The 18,950-nt window shown below is 65.7% G+C and carries 19 protein-coding genes; 13 read left to right on the top strand and 6 right to left on the bottom strand.

The genetic code is table 11. The features are described from left to right. The first annotated feature begins 76 nt into the window (after positions 1–76). The 4 genes from TSA1_RS36815 to TSA1_RS36830 all read left to right on the top strand — a co-directional run bounded on the left by TSA1_RS36815 (position 77) and on the right by TSA1_RS36830 (position 5,265). Positions 77–1,162 (top strand): Ppx/GppA phosphatase family protein, encoded by a 1,086-nt coding sequence (locus TSA1_RS36815; protein WP_100181546.1) that lies wholly within the window; start codon positions 77–79, stop codon positions 1,160–1,162. 1 nt (position 1,163) lies between these two features. Then, complete coding sequence (locus tag TSA1_RS36820) at positions 1,164–1,856, top strand: RlmE family RNA methyltransferase (protein WP_100180601.1); 693 nt, start codon at positions 1,164–1,166, stop codon at positions 1,854–1,856. Between the two features lie 180 nt (positions 1,857–2,036). Then, a complete protein-coding gene (locus tag TSA1_RS36825) occupies positions 2,037–4,529 on the top strand; it encodes a sensor histidine kinase (protein WP_161497303.1) in 2,493 nt (830 codons plus the stop codon). Positions 4,530–4,575: 46 nt separating this feature from the next. Continuing rightward, positions 4,576–5,265, top strand: coding sequence for a response regulator transcription factor (locus tag TSA1_RS36830; RefSeq protein ID WP_100180603.1), 690 nt, complete (start codon positions 4,576–4,578; stop codon positions 5,263–5,265). 22 nt (positions 5,266–5,287) lie between these two features. Here TSA1_RS36830 and TSA1_RS36835 read toward each other — a convergent pair whose 3' ends face one another. After that, positions 5,288–6,778 carry a DHA2 family efflux MFS transporter permease subunit gene (locus TSA1_RS36835; protein ID WP_100180604.1) on the bottom strand — a complete coding sequence of 497 codons (1,491 nt, stop codon included), beginning with the start codon at positions 6,776–6,778 and terminating at the stop codon, positions 5,288–5,290. A 484-nt stretch (positions 6,779–7,262) separates the two neighbouring features. Here TSA1_RS36835 and guaB point away from each other — a divergent pair, with 484 nt between their 5' ends. The 3 genes from guaB to TSA1_RS36850 all read left to right on the top strand — a co-directional run bounded on the left by guaB (position 7,263) and on the right by TSA1_RS36850 (position 10,618). Next, positions 7,263–8,756 carry an IMP dehydrogenase gene (gene guaB, locus TSA1_RS36840; RefSeq protein WP_100180605.1) on the top strand — a complete coding sequence of 498 codons (1,494 nt, stop codon included), beginning with the start codon at positions 7,263–7,265 and terminating at the stop codon, positions 8,754–8,756. A gap of 288 nt (positions 8,757–9,044) precedes the next feature. Further along, positions 9,045–10,067: an NADP-dependent oxidoreductase gene (locus tag TSA1_RS36845; protein WP_100180606.1), complete on the top strand. Its 1,023-nt coding sequence runs from the start codon at positions 9,045–9,047 to the stop codon at positions 10,065–10,067. Positions 10,068–10,318: 251 nt separating this feature from the next. Next, positions 10,319–10,618 (top strand): hypothetical protein, encoded by a 300-nt coding sequence (locus TSA1_RS36850; protein WP_100180607.1) that lies wholly within the window; start codon positions 10,319–10,321, stop codon positions 10,616–10,618. 13 nt (positions 10,619–10,631) lie between these two features. On the opposite strand, the gene TSA1_RS36855 is transcribed toward TSA1_RS36850, so the two are convergent. Then, positions 10,632–11,474, bottom strand: coding sequence for a metallophosphoesterase family protein (locus TSA1_RS36855; protein ID WP_100180608.1), 843 nt, complete (start codon positions 11,472–11,474; stop codon positions 10,632–10,634). A gap of 69 nt (positions 11,475–11,543) precedes the next feature. Beyond that, positions 11,544–12,158, bottom strand: a complete 615-nt coding sequence (locus TSA1_RS40225) for an acriflavin resistance protein (RefSeq protein WP_174719243.1) — start codon at positions 12,156–12,158, stop codon at positions 11,544–11,546. A 159-nt stretch (positions 12,159–12,317) separates the two neighbouring features. On the opposite strand from TSA1_RS40225, the gene TSA1_RS36865 reads away from it, so the two are divergent. Then, positions 12,318–12,740, top strand: a complete 423-nt coding sequence (locus TSA1_RS36865; protein WP_100181547.1) for an MAPEG family protein — start codon at positions 12,318–12,320, stop codon at positions 12,738–12,740. A gap of 46 nt (positions 12,741–12,786) precedes the next feature. Further along, positions 12,787–14,088 carry an RsmB/NOP family class I SAM-dependent RNA methyltransferase gene (locus tag TSA1_RS36870; RefSeq protein WP_100180609.1) on the top strand — a complete coding sequence of 434 codons (1,302 nt, stop codon included), beginning with the start codon at positions 12,787–12,789 and terminating at the stop codon, positions 14,086–14,088. 208 nt (positions 14,089–14,296) lie between these two features. On the opposite strand, the gene TSA1_RS36875 is transcribed toward TSA1_RS36870, so the two are convergent. The 3 genes from TSA1_RS36875 to TSA1_RS36885 form a co-directional block, all read right to left on the bottom strand. After that, on the bottom strand, positions 14,297–14,506 hold the full coding sequence (locus TSA1_RS36875) for a cold-shock protein (RefSeq protein ID WP_008141931.1): 210 nt from the start codon (positions 14,504–14,506) through the stop codon (positions 14,297–14,299). A gap of 265 nt (positions 14,507–14,771) precedes the next feature. Beyond that, positions 14,772–15,104, bottom strand: coding sequence for a DHCW motif cupin fold protein (locus TSA1_RS36880; protein WP_100180610.1), 333 nt, complete (start codon positions 15,102–15,104; stop codon positions 14,772–14,774). A gap of 163 nt (positions 15,105–15,267) precedes the next feature. Continuing rightward, positions 15,268–15,639: a nuclear transport factor 2 family protein gene (locus TSA1_RS36885; RefSeq protein WP_100180611.1), complete on the bottom strand. Its 372-nt coding sequence runs from the start codon at positions 15,637–15,639 to the stop codon at positions 15,268–15,270. Between the two features lie 148 nt (positions 15,640–15,787). Here TSA1_RS36885 and guaA point away from each other — a divergent pair, with 148 nt between their 5' ends. The 4 genes from guaA to TSA1_RS40490 form a co-directional block, all read left to right on the top strand. Further along, the gene (gene guaA / locus TSA1_RS36890; RefSeq protein WP_100180612.1) at positions 15,788–17,386 is read left to right on the top strand and encodes a glutamine-hydrolyzing GMP synthase; all 1,599 of its coding nucleotides are present in this window, start codon (positions 15,788–15,790) and stop codon (positions 17,384–17,386) included. A gap of 138 nt (positions 17,387–17,524) precedes the next feature. Continuing rightward, a complete protein-coding gene (locus TSA1_RS36895; protein WP_100180613.1) occupies positions 17,525–17,656 on the top strand; it encodes an SDR family oxidoreductase in 132 nt (43 codons plus the stop codon). 37 nt (positions 17,657–17,693) lie between these two features. Beyond that, positions 17,694–17,858, top strand: a complete 165-nt coding sequence (locus TSA1_RS39465; RefSeq protein WP_161497304.1) for a hypothetical protein — start codon at positions 17,694–17,696, stop codon at positions 17,856–17,858. 501 nt (positions 17,859–18,359) lie between these two features. Next, positions 18,360–18,950, top strand: a 591-nt coding sequence (locus TSA1_RS40490) for a YdhT family protein (protein ID WP_488226052.1), incomplete at its 3' end; no start/stop codon positions are given.

Below are 18,950 nucleotides of genomic sequence, written 5' to 3' on the forward strand. Positions count from 1 at the left end.
ACCCGCCGCGCTGCTAATGTTTCAGGCGAAAAAGCAATTCCAGACCGGCCCGACCGGCCGCGGAAAGACAGTTTGTATGAATGACCACACGCGGCTCCGCGACGGCCATGTAAGCCAACATGGGCCGCACGGTGAGCTGGAGGGGTCGATGGCGACGGTGGCGTTGGCCACCGAACCGGCCGTCGCCGCGCAAGCGCCGGGAACCGGCGTCTACGCGGCGCTGGACCTCGGAACCAACAATTGCCGGCTGCTGATCGCCTGTCCGACCCAGGACGGCTTTCGCGTCGTCGATTCCTTCTCGCGCATCATTCGGCTCGGGGAGGGCGTCTCGGCAACCGGCTGCATCAGCGATGCCGCGATCGAGCGCGCCATCGCCGCGCTCAGCATCTGCCGCGACAAGATCAATCTACGGAAAGCGCGGCGGCTGCGGCTGATCGCGACCGAAGCCTGCCGCGCGGCCTCGAATGCGGAGGGGTTCCGCAGCCGCGTCGCGGCCGAGACCGGCATCGAGCTGGAAGTGATCGACCGCGAGACCGAGGCCGCGCTCGCCGTGCTCGGCTGCTCGCCGCTGGTCGATCCCAGGGGGCGCGGCGCGATCCTGTTCGACATCGGCGGCGGCTCGACCGAGCTGGTGCGGATCGAACGCGACGCTCAAAATCCGGAGCCGCGCATCAAAGCCTGGATGTCGATCCCCTATGGCGTGGTCACGCTCGCCGAGCAGTTCGGCGGCCGCGACGTCACGCCGGAGATCTATGCCGCGATGGAGCAGGAGGTCGCAAGCCACGTCACGCCGTTTGCTGCAGAGCATGGCCGCGATCTCACCGATATGCACCTGCTCGGCACCTCGGGCACGGTGACGACGCTCGCCGGCATCCATCTCAATCTCGCGCGCTACGACCGCCGCCGCATCGACAGCGTCTGGATGAACGATTCCGACATCACCGCGACCATCAACAAGCTGCTCGGCATGAGCTACGAGGAGCGCGCCAACAACAGCTGCATCAGCGTCGAGCGCGCCGATCTCGTGCTCGCCGGCTGCGCCATCCTCGATGCCATCCGCCGCGCCTTTCCGCTGCCGCGCCTGCGCGTCGCCGACCGGGGCCTGCGCGAGGGCATGCTGGTCGAGATGATGCGCGAGGACGGCGCACTCAGGAGCTGGTGAGATGGCCAAGGACACCACCGGCCGCTTGCACGTCCAAGTCAAGACCAAGGTCAAGACCGGCGGCAAGCGCAAATTGTCGTCGAAGCTCTGGCTCGAACGCCAGCTCAACGATCCCTATGTCGCCAAAGCCAAGGCCGCGGGCTATCGCTCGCGCGCCGCGTTCAAGCTTCTGGAGATGGACGACAAGTTTCGCTTCCTGAAGCCCGGCATGGCCGTGGTCGACCTTGGCGCTGCGCCCGGCGGCTGGAGCCAGATCGCCGCCAAGCGCGTCGGCTCCACCGAGGGCAAAGGCAAGGTCGTTGCGATCGATCTGTTGGAGATGCCCGAGATTCCCGGCGTCGACTTCGCCCAGCTCGACTTCATGGACAATGACGCGCCCGAAAAGCTCACCGCGATGCTGGGCGGCGGCGCCGACGTCGTGATGTCCGACATGGCCGCCAATACCACCGGCCACCGCAAGACCGACCAGCTTCGCATCGTCGGCCTGGTCGAGACCGCTGCCGCGTTCGCCTGCGACGTGCTGAAGCCCGGCGGCACCTTCCTGGCAAAGACCTTCCAGAGCGGAGCCGACGCCGATCTGCTCGCCCAGCTCAAGCGCGACTTCGCCACCGTGCGCCACGTCAAGCCGGCCGCGAGCCGGCAGGACTCCTCGGAACGCTACGTGCTGGCCACGGGATTTCGCGGCGGGACCTGAGCGCGCGCCCCGTCCTTCTCGAAGGATGGCCACAGGCGAAATCTCCCATCTGCGATTGCAACATCAACCCCGGTTGATCGTAGCCGCGGTGCGCGCGGCGCGCCGGAATTGACGCTGGACGAGAGCTGGGCGCTCCTGCAAAGGATGCGCGTGGTTGGCTGGCGAGGAGATGGGGCCGGAATGCCGGCGGTAGAATTCGACCTTCGCGGGGTCATAGGGCCGAGCGGCGAATTTCGCGACGGCAAGATGGAGGCGGCATTCTCCGCGAGCGTGTGGCAGTCGGCGCGCGCGATGGCGCTGCTCTGCATCCTCGCCGAGACGGCCGCGAGCCTGTCGTTCGCGCCGCTGGATTTTCTGATGCTGACCGGCCCGCGGCTGGCGTTCTTCACCGAGATCCGGATCCTGATCGCGCTCGCAGCGCTTGCCGCCGTGCTCGCCGTGCTGCAGACGACGCGATACGCGCGCATCGTCGCGATCACCTATGCGCACCAGATTGCGTTCTTCACGCTCAATGCGCTCGTCTTCGACCAGCCGAGCCTGACCCGTCACGGCGGATTGCTGCTGCCGCTGATCGCCATCGCGCTCAACCTCTGTGTCCCCGGGCGCTTCCGCTGGGTCACGCTGTTGAGCGCTTACGCCCCCACGGTCAGCCTGTTGTTCTGGGCAGTGCTCAGGCCGGACCCGGAGAGCCCGCTCGACCTGACGATCATAGGGTTGGTCATACTGGTCGGTTACGTCGTCGGTGCGATGGCGCGCACACAGTTCAACCGTCTCAGGCGCGAGGAATATCTGCGCATTGCGCGCGAGCAGCAGATCAACCTCGATTTGCGCGAAGCCAAGGACGCGGCGGAGGCGGCAGCGAGCGTCAAGGCCGACTTCCTGGCCGTCATGAGCCACGAGATCCGCACGCCCATGAACGGAATCCTCGGCATGGCGAAACTGGCGCTGGATGATCCATTGCCGCCGTCCCAGCGCCGGCGGGTCTCGACCATTCGTTCCTCGGCGCAGGGACTGCTCAAGATCCTCGACGACATCCTCGATATATCGAAGCTCGAACGACAGGCCGACATTTACGAACGTGCCCCGTTCGATGTCAGGCAGGGGCTGCGCGAGATCGTCAACCTGATGTCGCCGCGCGCGCATGAGAAGGGGCTGACGCTGCATCTCGCGATTTCTCAGACGGTGCCACGCTGGGTGCTCGGCGATCAGTCGCGGCTGCGGCAGATTCTCTTCAACCTGATCGGCAACGCCCTGAAATTCACGAGCCGGGGCGGCGTCACGGTCGAGGTCACCGCATCGCGCCCGCAGGACGAGGCGGTCGTCGTCTTCTGCGTTGCGGACACCGGTATCGGCATTCCGCCCGAGCAGCAGGCCCGGCTGTTCCAATCCTTCGAACAGGGCGATGCCTCGATCCGTCGGCGCTTCGGCGGCACGGGCCTCGGCCTTGCGATCTGCAAGCGGCTCGTCGAGGGCATGAAGGGGCAGATCGAAGCCGAGAGCACGCCGGGGCTCGGCAGCCGCTTCCGCTTCTCGTTGCCGCTGCCGGCGGCCGACGGGCCGGCCATGCGCGATCCGGCGGACGAGACGCCTGCGCCGACGAGGCCCTTGAACCTGTTGCTGGTCGAGGACCTCCAGATCAATGCGGCCGTCGCGCGCGGGATGCTCGAGCGGGCAGGTCATCGGACCGCGCTGGTCAAGTCGGGCGAGCAGGCGATCGAGCTCGTCCGCAGCGCGCGCTTCGACGCCGTGCTCATGGACGTGCAGATGCCCGACGTCGACGGGTTGGAGGCCACGCGGCGCATTCGCGCGCTGGCCTCGCCGCAAAGCGAGGTCCCGATCGTGGCCTTGACCGCCAACGTCATGGCGGAGGATGTCGAGGCCTGTCGTGCGGCGGGGATGGACGGGCATCTGGCCAAGCCGATCGACGCTGCGGCCCTGCATCGTGCGGTCGAGACGGCGCTGGCGAGCCGGCGCTGGCCCGTGGCCGGGCCCGGGGCGCCGCTCAATGCCGGCGGTGATGTCCTCGTGGTGGGCGACGGGCGCAAGGCTACCCACGATCCGCTCCGGCGTCTCGGCTTTCGCGTCTTTCCGGCCGGCTCGTTCGATGCCGCCGGTGCGATGCTGGCGGCGCGCGAATTCGCCGCGATCGTCGCGGTCGCCCCGCCGCCCGGATTCGTGCTGGGCTTGCGTTCGCGCGCTCCGGATCAGGGCAAGCGCGTCTTCATCATCGCCGCGTCCGCGCCGGAGGACGGCACCCGGATGCTGGAGGAAGGCGCCGATCTCGTGCTTGCGGCGACGCTGTCTGCGGAGGAGGTCATCTGGAAAATCGAGGCGTTCCTCGCCGCGGAAACACCCGACAGCGCGTTCTCGCTCGAAGAGGTGTTCGGGCGGGATCGCATCGACGAATTCCAGGAGCTGTTTGCCGACAGCCTGCTGGAGCTCGACCGCGCGCTGGCGCGCAGCGATCTGACGCCGAAGGAGCTGGCGGGCATCGCCCACCGCATCAAGGGCAGCGCGGCCAATCTGCGCATGTCCGAACTTGCCGCGAGCGCCGACGATGCGATGATCGCCGCAAGGACGGTGCTGGCGGGGCTTCGCGACCGCGATGAAGCCGTCAACGCGCTGCGCCGGCAGATCGGTCTGGTGTTGAGGGAGCAGGGCGCCGTCGGATGAGGCGCCGCGGCCTCGCGCGGCCGTTAGAGGTGATTTCGGAGAGCAGATGTCGACCAGTGTGCTCGTTGTTGAGGATGCGCCGGAAATCCGGCTGATGCTGACCTCGTTCCTGAGGGAGCAGGGCATGGCCGCGCATGGCTTGGCGACCGGCGCCGAGCTGCGCACCGCCTTGCCCAAGCTTCGGCCCGACATCGTCCTGCTCGATATCAACCTTCCTGACGCCGACGGCATCGCGCTGGCGCGCGAGTTGCGGCTCGGCGAAAAATGCGGCCTGATCTTCGTCACCAGCCGCGACTCCGAGGACGACATGCTGTCCGGCCTCGATGCCGGCGGAGACGATTACGTCTCCAAGCCGATCAATCTGCGCACGCTGCTGGCCCGAATCCGCAGCGTGTTGCGGCGGACGACGGAATCGATCATCACCTTCGACGGCTGGATCCTCGATCCGGTCCGGCGCGAGCTGTTCCGCCCTGATGGAAGCATGGTCCAGTTGACCGCGGGGGAGTTCAACATCCTCGTGGCGCTGGCCTCGCACATGACGCAGCCGCTCAGTCGCGACTTCCTGCTCGACGTCATCTCGAACCGCGATCCCAGGGAGATCAGCGAGCACACCGTCGACAACCTGATCGTGCGGCTGCGCCGGAAGATGCAGCTTGGCAGTGTCGCCGCGCCGATCGCGACGGTGCGCGGCGTCGGCTACGCCCTGGTTCCGCTGCAGCCGGCAACCCGATCCTGAGACGCCTGGGCCGCCGCAGCTTTCATCCCAGCCGCTGATCCCGCACGTCCTGCGTATCCTCGGATGCCGCCTTGACGCCGGCCTTCTCCGCGCCCTTGCCGGCGCCCTTGCGGCTCGCAATCTCCACCGCCTTGCGGCCGGAGATTTCGTGGCCGGCATCCGCAGGCATCTGCCAGAAGAACCAGCTCGACGCCGCCGAGGTCAGCGCGACCACGAGGAAGGCCGGTGCGAACACGGTGGCGTCGATCTCGCTGACATGGTGGAACCACATCGTCGTCTCCACGCAGGCCGCACCGACGGCGACGCCGGCCGAGACCGCCAGCTGCTGGTTGACGCTGACTAGCGTCGTTGCGCGGCTCATCTGCGCAGTCTCGACGTCGGCATAGGCGACCGTGTTGATGGCGGTGAACTCCAGCGAGCGGAAGAAGCCGCCGACCACCAGGATGACCATGATGATGAGCAGCGGCGTCGTCACCGTGAACAGCGCGCAGACGGCGAGGAAGAACGCGCTGACGATCGCGTTCACCGTCATCAGGTTGCGGAAGCCGAAAGTGCGGATGAGGCGCGCCGCCAGCGTCTTCATGCCCATGGCCCCGAGCGAGGAGGCAAAGGTGACGAGGCCTGAATGGAACGGCGACAGACCGAAGCCGATCTGCATCAAGAGCGGCAGCAGGAACGGCAGCGCGCCGATGCCGAGCCGGAACAGGAAGCCGCCGAACACGGCCGCCCGCAGCGTCGGCAGCTTCAGGAGGGAGAAATCGAGCACCGGCGAGCCGGTACGCCGGGCGTGCATGACGTAGAGCGTCATCGAGATCGCGCCGCCGGCGATCAGCGCCGCGACCGTGCTCCACGGCAGCAGGTTCAGCCCGGCAACCGACAGGCCGAAGGCGATGCCTGCGAGCCCGATGCCGGCGAGCACCATGCCGTAGAGATCGAACGGCTCGCGTTCCTCGCTCTTGATCGGGTCGATGAACTTCAGCGCCATGAAGATGCCGAGCAGCCCGATCGGGATGTTGATCAGGAAGATCCAGTGCCACGACGCGTAGGTCGTGATGAAGCCGCCGAGCGGCGGCCCGATCACCGGACCGATCAGGGCAGGGACCGTCACCCACGCCATGGCGTTGACCAGCGCGCTCTTGTCCACCGAGCGCAGCAGCACGAGGCGCCCGACCGGCGTCATCATCGCCCCGCCCATGCCCTGCAGGATGCGCGCGAACACGAAATCGGTGACCGAGGACGACAGCGCGCAGCCGACCGAGCCGACCATGAACACGCCGACCGCGATCGCGAACACCATCCGCGCGCCGAACCGGTCGGCGGTCCAGCCACTCGCCGGGATGAACACCGCGAGCGACAGCAGATAGGAGGTGATCGCGAGCTTCAGCGTCAGCGGACTGGTGCCGATGTCGGCCGCGATCGCCGGCAGCGAGGTGGCGATCACCGTCGAGTCCATGTTCTCCATGAACAGTGCGGTGGCCACGATCAGCGGAATGATGCGTTGCTTGTCGACCATGACGGATTGGTAAGGGAAATCGGAAGGAGAGGCCGTTTGCGGCTTATCACCGGCGCTCGCCTGCGACCATTGCGGATCGGCGCATAGCACCTAAATCCTGCGTGACACGGTCTGGCCCCTCCGTCATGCCGGGGCGCACGGCTTCTCACTCTCTCGTCATTCCGGGGCGCGCCAATTGGCGCGAACCCGGAATCCATCGGGATGCGGGCACCGCCGGGACATGGATTCCGGGTTCGCGACTTCGTCGCGCCCCGGAATGACGGCGGAGGGAGGGCGGACCGGCCATCCCCGCCGATACCACCCAAAAAAGCCTGTGCATGGCTGGCCAGCGGTCCGAATTGCTTTGATTCGTCACGTGGCCGTGCTATCGACCCGCGTCAACCCCACCGATGGGCTCCGATTCTCAAGGCGATGCCGCAAGGTACGCCGAGGGCGGCGCTCATCCATTAGCATTTGCGGCAAGGCCGCAGGAAGGAGTTGGCAAATGGCCACGGTGCAACTTCAGGGCATCCGCGAAGCCTTTACGTTCGACGACGTGCTGTTGAAGCCGGGCCTGTCGGATGTCATGCCGGGCGAGGTCGACATCCGCTCCCGCGTCACCCGCGCCATTCCGCTCAACATCCCGATCATGGCCTCGGCCATGGACACGGTCACCGAGTCCCGCATGGCGATCGCCATGGCGCAGGCCGGCGGTCTCGGCGTCATCCACCGCAATTTCGAGCCCGAAGGGCAGGCGGCCCAGGTGCGGCAGGTCAAGCGCTATGAGTCGGGCATGGTGGTGAACCCGCTCACCATCAGTCCCGACGCCACGCTCGACGAAGCGCTGAAGCTGATGAGCGATCACGGCATCTCCGGCATTCCCGTCGTCACCGGCGCCGGCAAGAACACGCCCGGCAAGCTGGTCGGCATCCTCACCAATCGCGACGTGCGCTTTGCCACCGACCGCAGGCAAAAAGTCTCCGAGCTGATGACGCATGAAGGCCTTGTCACGGTGCGCGAGAATGTCAGCCAGGACGAGGCGCGGCGGATGCTGCATCAGCACCGCATCGAGAAGCTGCTCGTGGTCGACGAGCAATATCGCTGCGTCGGTCTCATCACCGTCAAGGACATGGAGAAGGCGGTCGCCCATCCGCTCGCCTGCAAGGATGCGCAGGGGCGCCTGCGCGTTGCCGCCGCCACCACCGTCGGCGATACCGGCTTCGAGCGAACCGAGCGGCTGATCGATGCCGGCGTCGATCTCATCGTCGTCGACACCGCGCACGGCCATTCCCGCCACGTGCTGCATGCCGTGAACCGGATCAAGCGCCTCTCCAACTCGGTTCAGGTCGTTGCCGGCAACGTGGCCACCACGGAAGGCACGCAGGCACTGATCGACGCGGGCGCCGACTGCATCAAGGTCGGCATCGGTCCGGGCTCGATCTGCACCACGCGCATCGTCGCCGGCGTCGGCGTTCCCCAGCTTACCGCGATCATGGATGCGGTCGAGGCGGCGAAGAAGGCCGACATTCCCGTCATCGCCGACGGCGGCATCAAGTTCTCTGGCGACCTCGCCAAGGCGCTCGCCGCCGGTGCCGACATCGCCATGGTCGGGTCGCTGCTGGCCGGCACCGACGAGACGCCCGGCGAAGTGTTCCTGTGGCAGGGCCGTTCCTACAAGGCCTATCGCGGCATGGGTTCGGTCGGCGCGATGGCGCGCGGCTCGGCCGACCGCTATTTCCAGCAGGACATCAAGGATACGCTCAAGCTCGTGCCTGAAGGCATCGAGGGCCAGGTGCCCTACAAGGGCGCGGTCGGCCATGTCATGCACCAGCTCGCCGGCGGCCTGCGCGCCGCGATGGGCTATGTCGGCGCAAAGGACATGAAGGAGCTGCACGAGAAGGCCCAGTTCGTCCGCATCACCGGCGCGGGCCTGCGCGAGAGCCACGTCCACGACGTCACCATCACCCGCGAGAGTCCCAACTATCCGGGCGGGGGTTAGTCGCTCCGTCCTCGTCCGCGGCGCTCTCGTGCCCCGGACGCAGCGCAGCACCCCCGGCGATGCGAAGCGTCGTCCGGTGTGATGCGCTGCAGAGCCGGGGCCCATGTCTCCGAACATACCGTGTTGCCTGCTGGGTCCCGGCTCTGCGCAGCAGCGCAAGAGCGCTGCAGCGCGTCCGGGACACGAGAGCTGCCTGTGCCGCTGCGTCTATGCGCTCCACCGCTTTTGTATTGACGCGCCTCGCTCCCTCCGCTTCCGTTCACGCCGAAACACAATTCGGAGGAAGCCATGTCCCAAGCAAAGCGCATCGTTCTCGCCGCGCGTCCCGTCGGCGAGCCCAAGCCGTCTGATTTTCGTCTGGAGGAATTCGCGGTGCCGACGCCCGGCGCGGGCGAAGTGCTGCTGCGTACGATCTGGCTGTCGCTCGATCCTTATATGCGCGGGCGCATGAGTGAGGGACCGTCTTATGCCGCACCGGTGCCGGTCGGCGGCGTGATGGAAGGCGAGGCGGTGAGCGAGGTCGCGGCCTCCAACAATCCTGACTTTGCGGTAGGCGACATCGTTCGCATCCGCTCGGGCTGGCAGACGCATGCGATCTCGAATGGCAAGGGCCTGATCAAGGTCGATCCGAAACTCGGTCCGATCTCGACCTCGATCGGCGTGCTCGGTATGCCCGGCATGACCGCGTATACGGGCCTGCTCGACATCGGCAAGCCACAAGCAGGCGAGACTGTCGTCGTCGCCGGCGCCTCCGGTGCGGTCGGCTCGGCGGTGGGGCAGATCGCCAGGATCAAGGGCGCACGCGCAGTCGGCATTGCCGGCGGCAAGGACAAGTGCGACTACGTGGTGAAGGAGCTCGGCTTCGATGCCTGCATCGACCACCGCGATCCCGATCTCGCTGCCAAGCTGAAGGACGCCTGCCCGAAAGGCATCGACGTCTATTTCGAGAATGTCGGCGGTGCCGTGTTCGAGGCGGTGTTCCCGCTGCTCAACCCGTTTGCGCGCGTGCCGGTCTGCGGCCTGATCGCGCATTACAACGACACCGAGGCCAAGGCGCCGAAATGGGCCGCCAGCATGATGCGCGCGACGCTGACCAAGCGGCTGACCTTCCGCGGCTTCATCGTCTCCGACTTCGCCTCCCGCCACGGCGACTTCCTGCGCGACATGTCGGGATGGGTTCGCGACGGCAAGGTCAAGTACAAGGAGTTCGTCACCGAAGGCTTGGAGAGCGCGCCCGGTGCCTTCATGGGCCTGTTGAAGGGCGCCAATTTCGGCAAGCAGCTGGTCCGGGTCGGGCCGGACAAGGCCTAGGCGTGATCCGGAAAAGTGCGAAGCGGTTCTCCGGAGGATGATGCCCAAACAACAACCTAAAGCGCGACTCATCGCGCTTGAGGCGACAGGGAGTGGGACTCACGTGGCTCGAGAGCCACACGCCTGATGGGGATAGTTAAAAAAGAGTCACCAAATGGTCACACCTGCCCGCAAAAGCCGCAGGTGTGACCGGCCGTTCATTGACGGGCCCGCGAAGGCATTGAATCATCGCGCATATTTCAGGTGCTGCGATGTTAGAGATCAGTGTTTTCTGCGTAATCCTGCTGGCCGCCGGCTATTGGACGGCCATGTTCATCATGGGCCGTCGCGACGACGTCATCCACGGCAAGTTCGTCCATGTCGACGAGGAGGGCGGTCTGACCCGCCCCTCGATGCCGACACCGCCGCCGCCATTCCCGAAGCGTCCGGTCAAGGCCGCATTGCCTGTCAGGCAGCCGCCCGCCAATGATCTCGCGGCCAAGCCGGTGAACAGCGAGGCGCTGCAGTCCTTGCTCGCTGCGATCCAGCAGGACCTCAAGAGCGTCGCCTGAGCGGCCGAGCGCGTCAGTGCGCGCCGCCCATCTGGGCGAAGAGCTCCTCGATGTCGACATCGACCTGACCCGCGGCCCTGACGTGGCGAACCTCGAAACTGTCGGGGCGGAAGCGATACTCGACCAGCCCGACCTCCTTGATCGCGATCCGGTCCTGCCGCTGATCGTTGATGATGAAGCCGGCCGACGGCGCCCAGACATGGCGGGTGTGGCGCCAGCTGAAGTCGCGCCGCTGGTGCACGTGGCCGCTGGCGACCAGGCGCAGATCGACGCCCGCAAACATCTCGATCAGCCGAGCCCGCGCCGGCTGTGGCACGTAGCGGATCGAGGTCTCCGGCGTTTCAGGATCGTCGGGCAAATTGAGGAAGAGCGGCTTGTGCAAGAACAGCGCGACCGGCCGGCCGTTCGTGCGCGCGATCTCGGACGCCAGCCAGTCGAACTGCGCGGCCTCGAAGGCGAGCCCTGAATTCATCACCAGCGTGTTGAGGCCGATGAAGCGCCAGCCCGCGGCCTCGAAGGCCCAATGGTCCTCGCCGATGATGTCGCAGAATTGCCGGCGATGCGCCTCGCTGACCGGCGGCTTTGGCGCCGGTCCGATCGCGGTCGGATTGTCGCCGATGTCGTGATTGCCGGGAATGTAGCGGCACGCGACGGGCAGGGCGTCGTGCAGGCCTTTGGCGAAGACGACATCGTCGCGGCCGGTCGGCCCGTCGAAGGCGACGTCGCCGCTGTTGACGACGAGATCGGGCCGCTCAGTGTCGATGTGCTCGCAAACGCGATGGAAGTTGGCGATCAGACCGGGGAAGCGCCGGCCGAGATGGGTGTCGGAAATCTGCGTCAGGCGAAATTCGGACATGCGGTCAGCTTAGCCGCCCTCGCGCGTCGATACGATGACGGCGCGGGATGGATCGCAGGCGAACAAAGTTTAAAGCACGCGATAGCGGATGGTGTAGGCGTCCTGCGGCGCGATCGGCCCTGCGAGCTTTGAGGCGATGCGGTCGGCGAGGTGCCAGGGGCCGAACTCTGTGGAGCGATGCGGCTCGGCGGGCAGGCGCAGGCGGAACTCGAACGTGCCCTTGCCCGGCAGGTTCACGACCAGCACGCGGTCGGCGGTGCGGTGGTTGAGCGCGACCGCGCCCCGCAGCAGCGCGCGGCCGTCGGCGAGGTCGCGGACGCCGTCGACCAGCGCCAGGATCTGGTTGCGGTCGGTATGCAGCTCGATCTGGCTGTCGGTCGCCGCCGCCAGCATCTCCCGGGGCATGCGGATCTCGAACTCGACCGCGGGCTTCGACGGATTGAGACCGAGATAGGCGAGCGCGGCGTGGCGCATATCGTAGGCGGCAAAGGCGAACAAGGCGAGCGCCGCGAACCCGGCGAGACCATGCCGGACGACATCGCGCCAGCTGCGGTAGCTCAGGCGAAAATACACCGTCATGGCCAGCGCGACCGCGAGCGCCATCGCGATACCTGACAGGGCCGACATCAGGATACCGAGCTGGCCGTCGGCGGAATCGCTCCAAAGGCTGGAAAGGGTGGTCATGGCGCCATCTCGCCTCGGGCCCCGTGATGGGGCCGAAATCGCTTTAACTATCGCTGGTTGGTCGCAAGATCTGGAACGCCGGTTCAACTCGTTGATTGTCAGAACCAGCAGACGCGGCTAATGACGGTCCGCGGCGTGCCGCCTTACGGGAAAGTTCCGATGTCTATCCAGATGGTTCTGCTGCCTGTGTTCGTGCAGGTGGGGCTCACCTTCGCGCTGCTGATCGGCATGGTGCTGGCGCGCCGCCGCGCGCTGGTTGCGGGCGAGACCAAGATCCGCGACATCGCGCTGGGCGAGCCGAACTGGCCCAAGGGCGCCACGCAAATCGCCAATTGCTACCGCAACCAGTTCGAGTTGCCGGTGCTGTTCTACGTTCTGATCGCGCTGGCGCTCCCGCTCCGCCATGCCGATCTCTTCATCGTGCTGATGTCCTGGGTGTTCGTGGTGACGCGGTTCGCCCATGCCGGCGTGTTCGTCTCCTCGAACGATCTCGGCCGCCGCTCCTCGGTCTGGCTTGCCGGCTGCCTCGTGCTGCTGGCGATGTGGATCTACTTCGCGCTGAAGATGCTGTTGCTGATCTGACGCTTGCGCGCAATTCCTGACCTGCAAGATTCACTGAAAGATTCAAATGACCCCCGCTGCCCGGCTGTCCGCAGCCATCGAACTGATCGACACCATCGAGAAGGACCGCGTGCCCGCGGCGAAAGCGCTGAAAGAGTGGGGCACCGCGCACCGCTTCGCCGGCTCCGGCGACCGCGCCGCCATCGCCGGCCTCGTCTGGGACGTTCTGCGCCGCTACGCCTCGAGTGCCTGGCTGATGGACGCCGATACCGCGCGCGCGCGGCTGATCGGCATGCTCCGGCTCGAGCGCGACATGGACGCGGCGACGATGGGCGCGCTGTTCGACGGCAGCCGCTTTGCGCCGGTGCCGCTGACCGAGGCCGAGCAGGCCGCGCTCGCCTCGCGGTCCCTGAAGGATGCGCCGGCCGCGATCGCCGGCGACTATCCCGAATGGCTTGATCCGCACCTTGCAAAGGTGTTCGGCGAGGACCGCGTGGCGGAGGCGGCCGCGATGGCGAGCCGGGCCCCGCTGGACCTGCGCGTCAACACGCTAAAATCCAATCGCGACAAGGTGCTGAAGGCGCTTTCTCATCTTCATGCGAAACCGACGCCGTGGTCGGCAAGGGGCCTGCGCATCGAGCTTTCGGCCGACGCGCGCAACCCCGGCATCCAGGCCGAGGAGGATTTCGTCAAGGGCGCGATTGAAGTGCAGGATGAGGGATCGCAGCTTGCGGCCCAGTTCACCGCGGCAAAACCCGGCGAGCAGGTGATCGATCTCTGCGCCGGTGCCGGCGGCAAGACGCTGGCGCTCGCGGCCCTGATGCAGGGCAAAGGTCGGCTGATCGCGACCGACCGTGACAAGCGGCAACTTGCTCCCATTCATGAACGCCTGTCGCGCGCCGGCGTCCATAATGCCGATGTCCGCACGCCCAAGGGCGAGGCCGATCCGCTCGCCGACATCCGCGCCTCGGCTGATCTGGTCGTGATCGACGCGCCCTGCACGGGAACCGGAACCTGGCGCCGCAACCCCGACGCCAAATGGCGCATGCGCCCCGGCGCGCTGGAGATCCGCCTGCGCGACCAGGCCGAGGTGCTGGAGCGCGCCGTGCCGCTGGTGAAGGCGGGCGGGCGCATCGCCTACATCACATGCTCGGTGCTGTCCGAGGAGAACGGCGGGCAGGTGAGGGCGTTCGTCGCGCGCCATGGCGAGTTCGCGATTCAACCGCCCGAACAGACCGCAAGCGTGCTCTGGGACAAGGCGGAGGCCTTTGCCGAAGCCGCGCTGCAATCGCCCGAGGGCTGGCTGATGACGCCGAGAAGGACCGGGACGGATGGGTTCTTCGTGTCGGTGTTGAGGAAGACGGCCTGATCAACGCCGTCATTCCGGGGCTCGCGAAGCGAGAACCCGGAATCCATCGGGCAACAGTCGCCGTGGCCTGATGGATTCCGGGCTCGCCCTGCGGGCGCCCCGGAATGACCGGGGCAAACAAAAACCCCGCAAACCGGATCCCGGTCGCGGGGTTTTCAAGTTTCTAACGTTCTGCCGGTACGTCCGTGGTCAGAACGGTGCGTTGGCGTTAGCCGACGCGGAGATTGTCGGCCGACGACTTGCCGCTGCGGCGGTCAGCGACGATGTCGAACGAGACCTTCTGACCCTCGTTGAGGGAGGAGAGGCCAGCGCGCTCGACGGCGCTGATGTGCACGAACACGTCCTTCTGGCCGTCGTCCGGCTGGATGAAACCATAACCCTTTTGGGTGTTGAACCACTTCACGGTGCCCATAGCCATGGGAATTTCCTTTAGTTAGTTAGAGAGAGTACGCACGTGGACCGGAACGCAGCCTTGCGCCCATAGCCCTGTTCAGTCGATGTTTGGAGAAGTCATCTGAAGCGTGCGCGCCCGTCAGCAACAAGGCGAAGCGGCCCAGTCGTTCGGCCAAGTATCGATGATCACAATATAGCGAGAATTTGGGGCCAGTTCAAGGCACCACCCGCGGCCCGGAACGTGGCGCGACTTTTCTATTTTGCGGTGCAAATTAACCGCCCGCCGCACCTCAATCGACGATGAAGAGCGTCGCCCCTGACGCCGTCGAGGACCGGTGCGCGGCGTCGCCGAAATCCGAGACCTGGTAGCTCATCCCCGCCGTCAGCTTGAAGGTGCGCCCGTCACGCAGCTCGCTGTCGAGCTCGCCCTTGACGACGTAGATGACATGGCCGCGGTCGCACCAATGGTCGGCCAGATAGCCTGGCGAATACTCGACCATCCGCACCCGGAGCTCGCCGATATTGAGCGTGCGCCAAGTGGCTTGGCCGGTCTCGCCGGCATGCGTGGTCGGCTCGACCTTGCTCCAGTCGGTGACGGTGAAGGGGGAGGCGGGGAGCTTCATAGGGGGAATCCTGTCTCGGAGCCGGCAGTGGTGTTGTTAGCGCATGCTGCCGCCACGGTCTCCGTCATTGCGCGCGCAGCGAAGCAATCCAGGATTGCGTCCGCGGCGACGGTCTGGATTGCTTCGTCGCAAGAGCTCCTCGCAAAGACGAGGAGAGAGCAGCTTACGCCACCAGATGGTTCGCCGAGCCCTGCACGATCAGCCCTGATGCGTTGACCCGCAGATATTCGCAGATCCTCTTGCCGCGTTCGTTGGCGTAGAGCACCACGACGCTGTCGGGGCTGACGAACAGGTCGATCAGCGTGAAATGCAGGTCCGGCAAAAGCCCAAGCGCCTTGCCCCAATAGGCGCGAAGCGCGTCCTTGCCGCGCACGGTGCCGCTGGCGTCGAAGCCCAGCGCGGGGATGCGGTCCGAGGTCATCACGGCGGCCTCGTCGTAGAGCGCGAGCACGCGCTCGAGATCGCGCGCGTTCCAGGCCTCGACCCAGCTCCGGCCGAGCGCGGCAAGCGTGGATGGCTGATGATGCTGTGGCATGGCGTTCTCCCTGATCAGCCCCTGTTTGAGGGTGGGGCCTAATAGGTCAATAATACTGACATATATGTGTTTGTCCATGCCCAAAGAAGCATGTGGGCGCGCGGCGCGCGCGGTTGCGGCGCGCCCGTTGCCAGCGTATTTGCTGGCCATGACAGCAGCACAGAACGACCGCTCCGCGTCGACGCCCTCGGTGGCCTCGGCGCATGACAAGATTCTCATCGTCGACTTCGGCAGCCAGGTGACGCAACTGATCGCGCGTCGCGTGCGCGAGGACGGCGTCTATTGCGAGATCGTCCCGTTCAACAAGGCCGAAGAGGCCTTCAAGGAGATGAAGCCGAAAGCGGTGATCCTCTCCGGCGGGCCTGAATCGGTGCATGAGGCCGGCTCGCCCCGCGCCCCGCAGCTCATCTTCGATTCCGGCGTGCCGGTGATGGGCATCTGCTACGGCCAGATGACCATGGCGGCCCAGTTAGGGGGCGAGGTCGAGGGCGGCCATCACCGCGAATTCGGCCGCGCCGATGTCGAGGTCAAGGCGCAGAGCCAGCTGTTTGCGGACGTCTGGTCGTCGGGCAGCAAGAACCAGGTCTGGATGAGCCACGGTGACCGCATCACCAGGATGCCGCCCGGCTTCTCGGTCGCCGGCACCTCGCCGAACGCGCCCTTCGCGATCATCCAGGACGAGACGCGCAAATATTACGGCCTGATGTTCCACCCCGAAGTGGTGCACACGCCCGACGGCGCCAAGCTCATCCGCAACTTCGTCCGCAAGATCGCCGGCCTGTCCGGCGACTGGACCATGCGCGCCTTCCGCGAGGAGGAGATCGCCAAGATCCGCCAGCAGGTCGGCAAGGGCAAGGTGATCTGCGGCCTGTCCGGCGGCGTCGATTCCGCCGTCGCGGCCGTGCTGATCCACGAAGCCATCGGCGACCAGCTGACGTGCGTGTTCGTCGATCATGGCCTGTTGCGTCTCGACGAAGCCAAGACCGTGGTCGACCTCTTCCGCCACCACTACAATATCCCGCTCGTGCACGTGGATGCCTCCAAGCAGTTCCTCGGCGAGCTCGAAGGCGTCACCGACCCCGAGAAGAAGCGCAAGACCATCGGCCGCCTCTTCATCGAGGTGTTCGAGGCCGAGGCCAAGAAGATCGGCGGCGCCGACTTCCTGGCGCAAGGCACGCTCTACCCCGACGTGATCGAGAGCGTCTCCTTCACCGGCGGACCGTCGGTGACCATCAAGTCGCACCACAATGTCGGCGGTCTCCCCGAGCGCATGAACATGAAGCTCGTCGAGCCCCTGCGCGAGCTGTTCAAGGACGAGGTGCGCAAGCTGGGGCGCGAGCTCGGTCTCCCCGAAATCTTCGTCGGCCGCCACCCGTTCCCGGGCCCGGGCCTCGCCATCCGCTGCCCCGGCGAGATCACCCGCGACAAGCTCGACATCCTGCGCAAGGCGGACGCCGTCTACATCGACCAGATCCGCAAGCACGGCCTCTACGACGAGATCTGGCAGGCTTTTGCCGTGCTGCTCCCGGTGAAGACGGTGGGCGTCATGGGCGACGGCCGCACCTACGATTATGTGGTCGGCCTGCGCGCCGTGACCTCGACCGACGGCATGACAGCGGATTTCTACCAGTTCGACATGAAGTTCTTAGGCGAGACCGCGACGCGCATCATCAACGAGGTGAAGGGCGTGAACCGGGTGGTGTACGACGTGACGAGCAAGCCGCCTGGGACGATCGAGTGGGAGTGACGGATACAGGCGGCGGCGCCATCGTAGTTTCGGCGGTAGTTTTCGCTATTTTGTTCTAACCGATAACTGCACTGGCTTTATTCTTGCTCAGACGTGGCATTGGGCCCATCCGGCTGCCTCCGTCTCGCCAGCATTCCGATGCGCCGTTTCGGCAAGCCGGAGGAAGTCGCAGCGGCAATCGCCTTTCTTCTCTCCGACGACGCAGCTTTCACGACCGGTCAGACACTGCACGTCGATGGCGGGGCGTCGATCGGCAAGCTGTCACTGTGATGCAGCTGAAGTGCTGCATTCGGCCGCCGCGACAAGAATGAGCCTACACCTGATCTGGGCCATCGCGCTGGAGCGCCGCGAGGGCGGGTCGCACGATCCGAAGATCAAAATTCACGTCACGGCGCAAGCCGCGATTGTTGCGAGCGGCGGGCGCTCTTCTAAAAGCGCGCTCCTCATTTCGATCGACAGGACGCTGGAATAGTCGTGGCGGGTTCCCGGCTTGACGAGCAATTTATCGACGCGCTGTTCGCACTCGCCGAACTCGGAACTGCACCTCCCAAAATTATTTCCGATCGTGTCTTGCCCTTTTTCATCGGTTGCGACATTCTGACTGTGCACATAGGGGTAGTGCTTGGGGAATAGGGGAATGTTGGCTGGCGAATGTGAATGACTTTCCTCTATCATCTCGCGCCCGTCACGAACCAGGCTGAGTAGCAACGACTCGCCATAGTTCGCGCAGCGGCACACTCACGCAATCGACAGAAGTACTTCGCAAGAGGTCGGTCGCCCAGTCTCAGGCGGGCGGGCGATTGCCTGTGCCCGGAGATCTGTTGGGAGGTTGCGCGTAATGCCAGTTGGGCATCATCGGCGGCAAGCCGCGTGATTCAGAGGGGCGTTATCCACGAAACCGGCCGATTCCCAGACGTGGTCTGAGTTGCGTCAGCGTGTTCTGCGATCAACTGCCGGTTCGGGGGAGGCGAGAATGCCCAATACGACAAACGTCAGCAACACCACGATTTCGCTCACAGACGGCAGCAGCCTGATCGTGACCGGCACCAACGACACGGTGCTGGTGAATTCAGGGTGGGTGGAGCTGAACGCTCCCGGTGGAACAATCACCGTCAACGGGACAAACGATACGCTGTCGATTGCGAGCGCGGGCAGTTCGGCCGTGGTGAACGGTAGCGGGGCCGTCGTGACGCTGAGCGCGAGCCAAGACACGGTAACGCTGACCGGCAGCAACGAGACCGTCACGGTCGCGGCCGGAGCGACCAATGCCAAGGTGACGCTGAACGGCACGGGTAGCACGGTGTCGGGGCAGTCCGGGACGACGGTGGTTCTGACCGGAATAGGCAACGTGGCGACGGTGGTCGGCAACAGCGACTACGTGACGCTCGCGGGTGCGAGCGAGTCGGTGACGCTGGTGGGCACGAGCGATTACGTGACGCTGAGCGGGGATTACATCACGCTGAACACCTCGGCCGCGCGCGTTGTGACGATGACCGGCTATAGCGACACGGTGACGCTGAGCGGCAGTGCGCTGACGGTGAATGTGAACGGGCTTCGTGACACG

This window comes from Bradyrhizobium nitroreducens (assembly GCF_002776695.1).
GTDB classification, from domain to species: domain Bacteria; phylum Pseudomonadota; class Alphaproteobacteria; order Rhizobiales; family Xanthobacteraceae; genus Bradyrhizobium; species Bradyrhizobium nitroreducens.

Coding starts and splice junctions, on each gene's coding strand:
- TSA1_RS36815 (WP_100181546.1), top strand. CDS start 77: ATGAATGACCACACGCGGCTCCGCGACGGCCATGTAAGCCAACATGGG.
- TSA1_RS36820 (WP_100180601.1), top strand. CDS start 1,164: ATGGCCAAGGACACCACCGGCCGCTTGCACGTCCAAGTCAAGACCAAG.
- TSA1_RS36825 (WP_161497303.1), top strand. CDS start 2,037: ATGCCGGCGGTAGAATTCGACCTTCGCGGGGTCATAGGGCCGAGCGGC.
- TSA1_RS36830 (WP_100180603.1), top strand. CDS start 4,576: ATGTCGACCAGTGTGCTCGTTGTTGAGGATGCGCCGGAAATCCGGCTG.
- TSA1_RS36835 (WP_100180604.1), bottom strand. CDS start 6,778: ATGGTCGACAAGCAACGCATCATTCCGCTGATCGTGGCCACCGCACTG.
- guaB (WP_100180605.1), top strand. CDS start 7,263: ATGGCCACGGTGCAACTTCAGGGCATCCGCGAAGCCTTTACGTTCGAC.
- TSA1_RS36845 (WP_100180606.1), top strand. CDS start 9,045: ATGTCCCAAGCAAAGCGCATCGTTCTCGCCGCGCGTCCCGTCGGCGAG.
- TSA1_RS36850 (WP_100180607.1), top strand. CDS start 10,319: ATGTTAGAGATCAGTGTTTTCTGCGTAATCCTGCTGGCCGCCGGCTAT.
- TSA1_RS36855 (WP_100180608.1), bottom strand. CDS start 11,474: ATGTCCGAATTTCGCCTGACGCAGATTTCCGACACCCATCTCGGCCGG.
- TSA1_RS40225 (WP_174719243.1), bottom strand. CDS start 12,158: ATGACCACCCTTTCCAGCCTTTGGAGCGATTCCGCCGACGGCCAGCTC.
- TSA1_RS36865 (WP_100181547.1), top strand. CDS start 12,318: ATGTCTATCCAGATGGTTCTGCTGCCTGTGTTCGTGCAGGTGGGGCTC.
- TSA1_RS36870 (WP_100180609.1), top strand. CDS start 12,787: ATGACCCCCGCTGCCCGGCTGTCCGCAGCCATCGAACTGATCGACACC.
- TSA1_RS36875 (WP_008141931.1), bottom strand. CDS start 14,506: ATGGCTATGGGCACCGTGAAGTGGTTCAACACCCAAAAGGGTTATGGT.
- TSA1_RS36880 (WP_100180610.1), bottom strand. CDS start 15,104: ATGAAGCTCCCCGCCTCCCCCTTCACCGTCACCGACTGGAGCAAGGTC.
- TSA1_RS36885 (WP_100180611.1), bottom strand. CDS start 15,639: ATGCCACAGCATCATCAGCCATCCACGCTTGCCGCGCTCGGCCGGAGC.
- guaA (WP_100180612.1), top strand. CDS start 15,788: ATGACAGCAGCACAGAACGACCGCTCCGCGTCGACGCCCTCGGTGGCC.
- TSA1_RS36895 (WP_100180613.1), top strand. CDS start 17,525: ATGCGCCGTTTCGGCAAGCCGGAGGAAGTCGCAGCGGCAATCGCCTTT.
- TSA1_RS39465 (WP_161497304.1), top strand. CDS start 17,694: ATGAGCCTACACCTGATCTGGGCCATCGCGCTGGAGCGCCGCGAGGGC.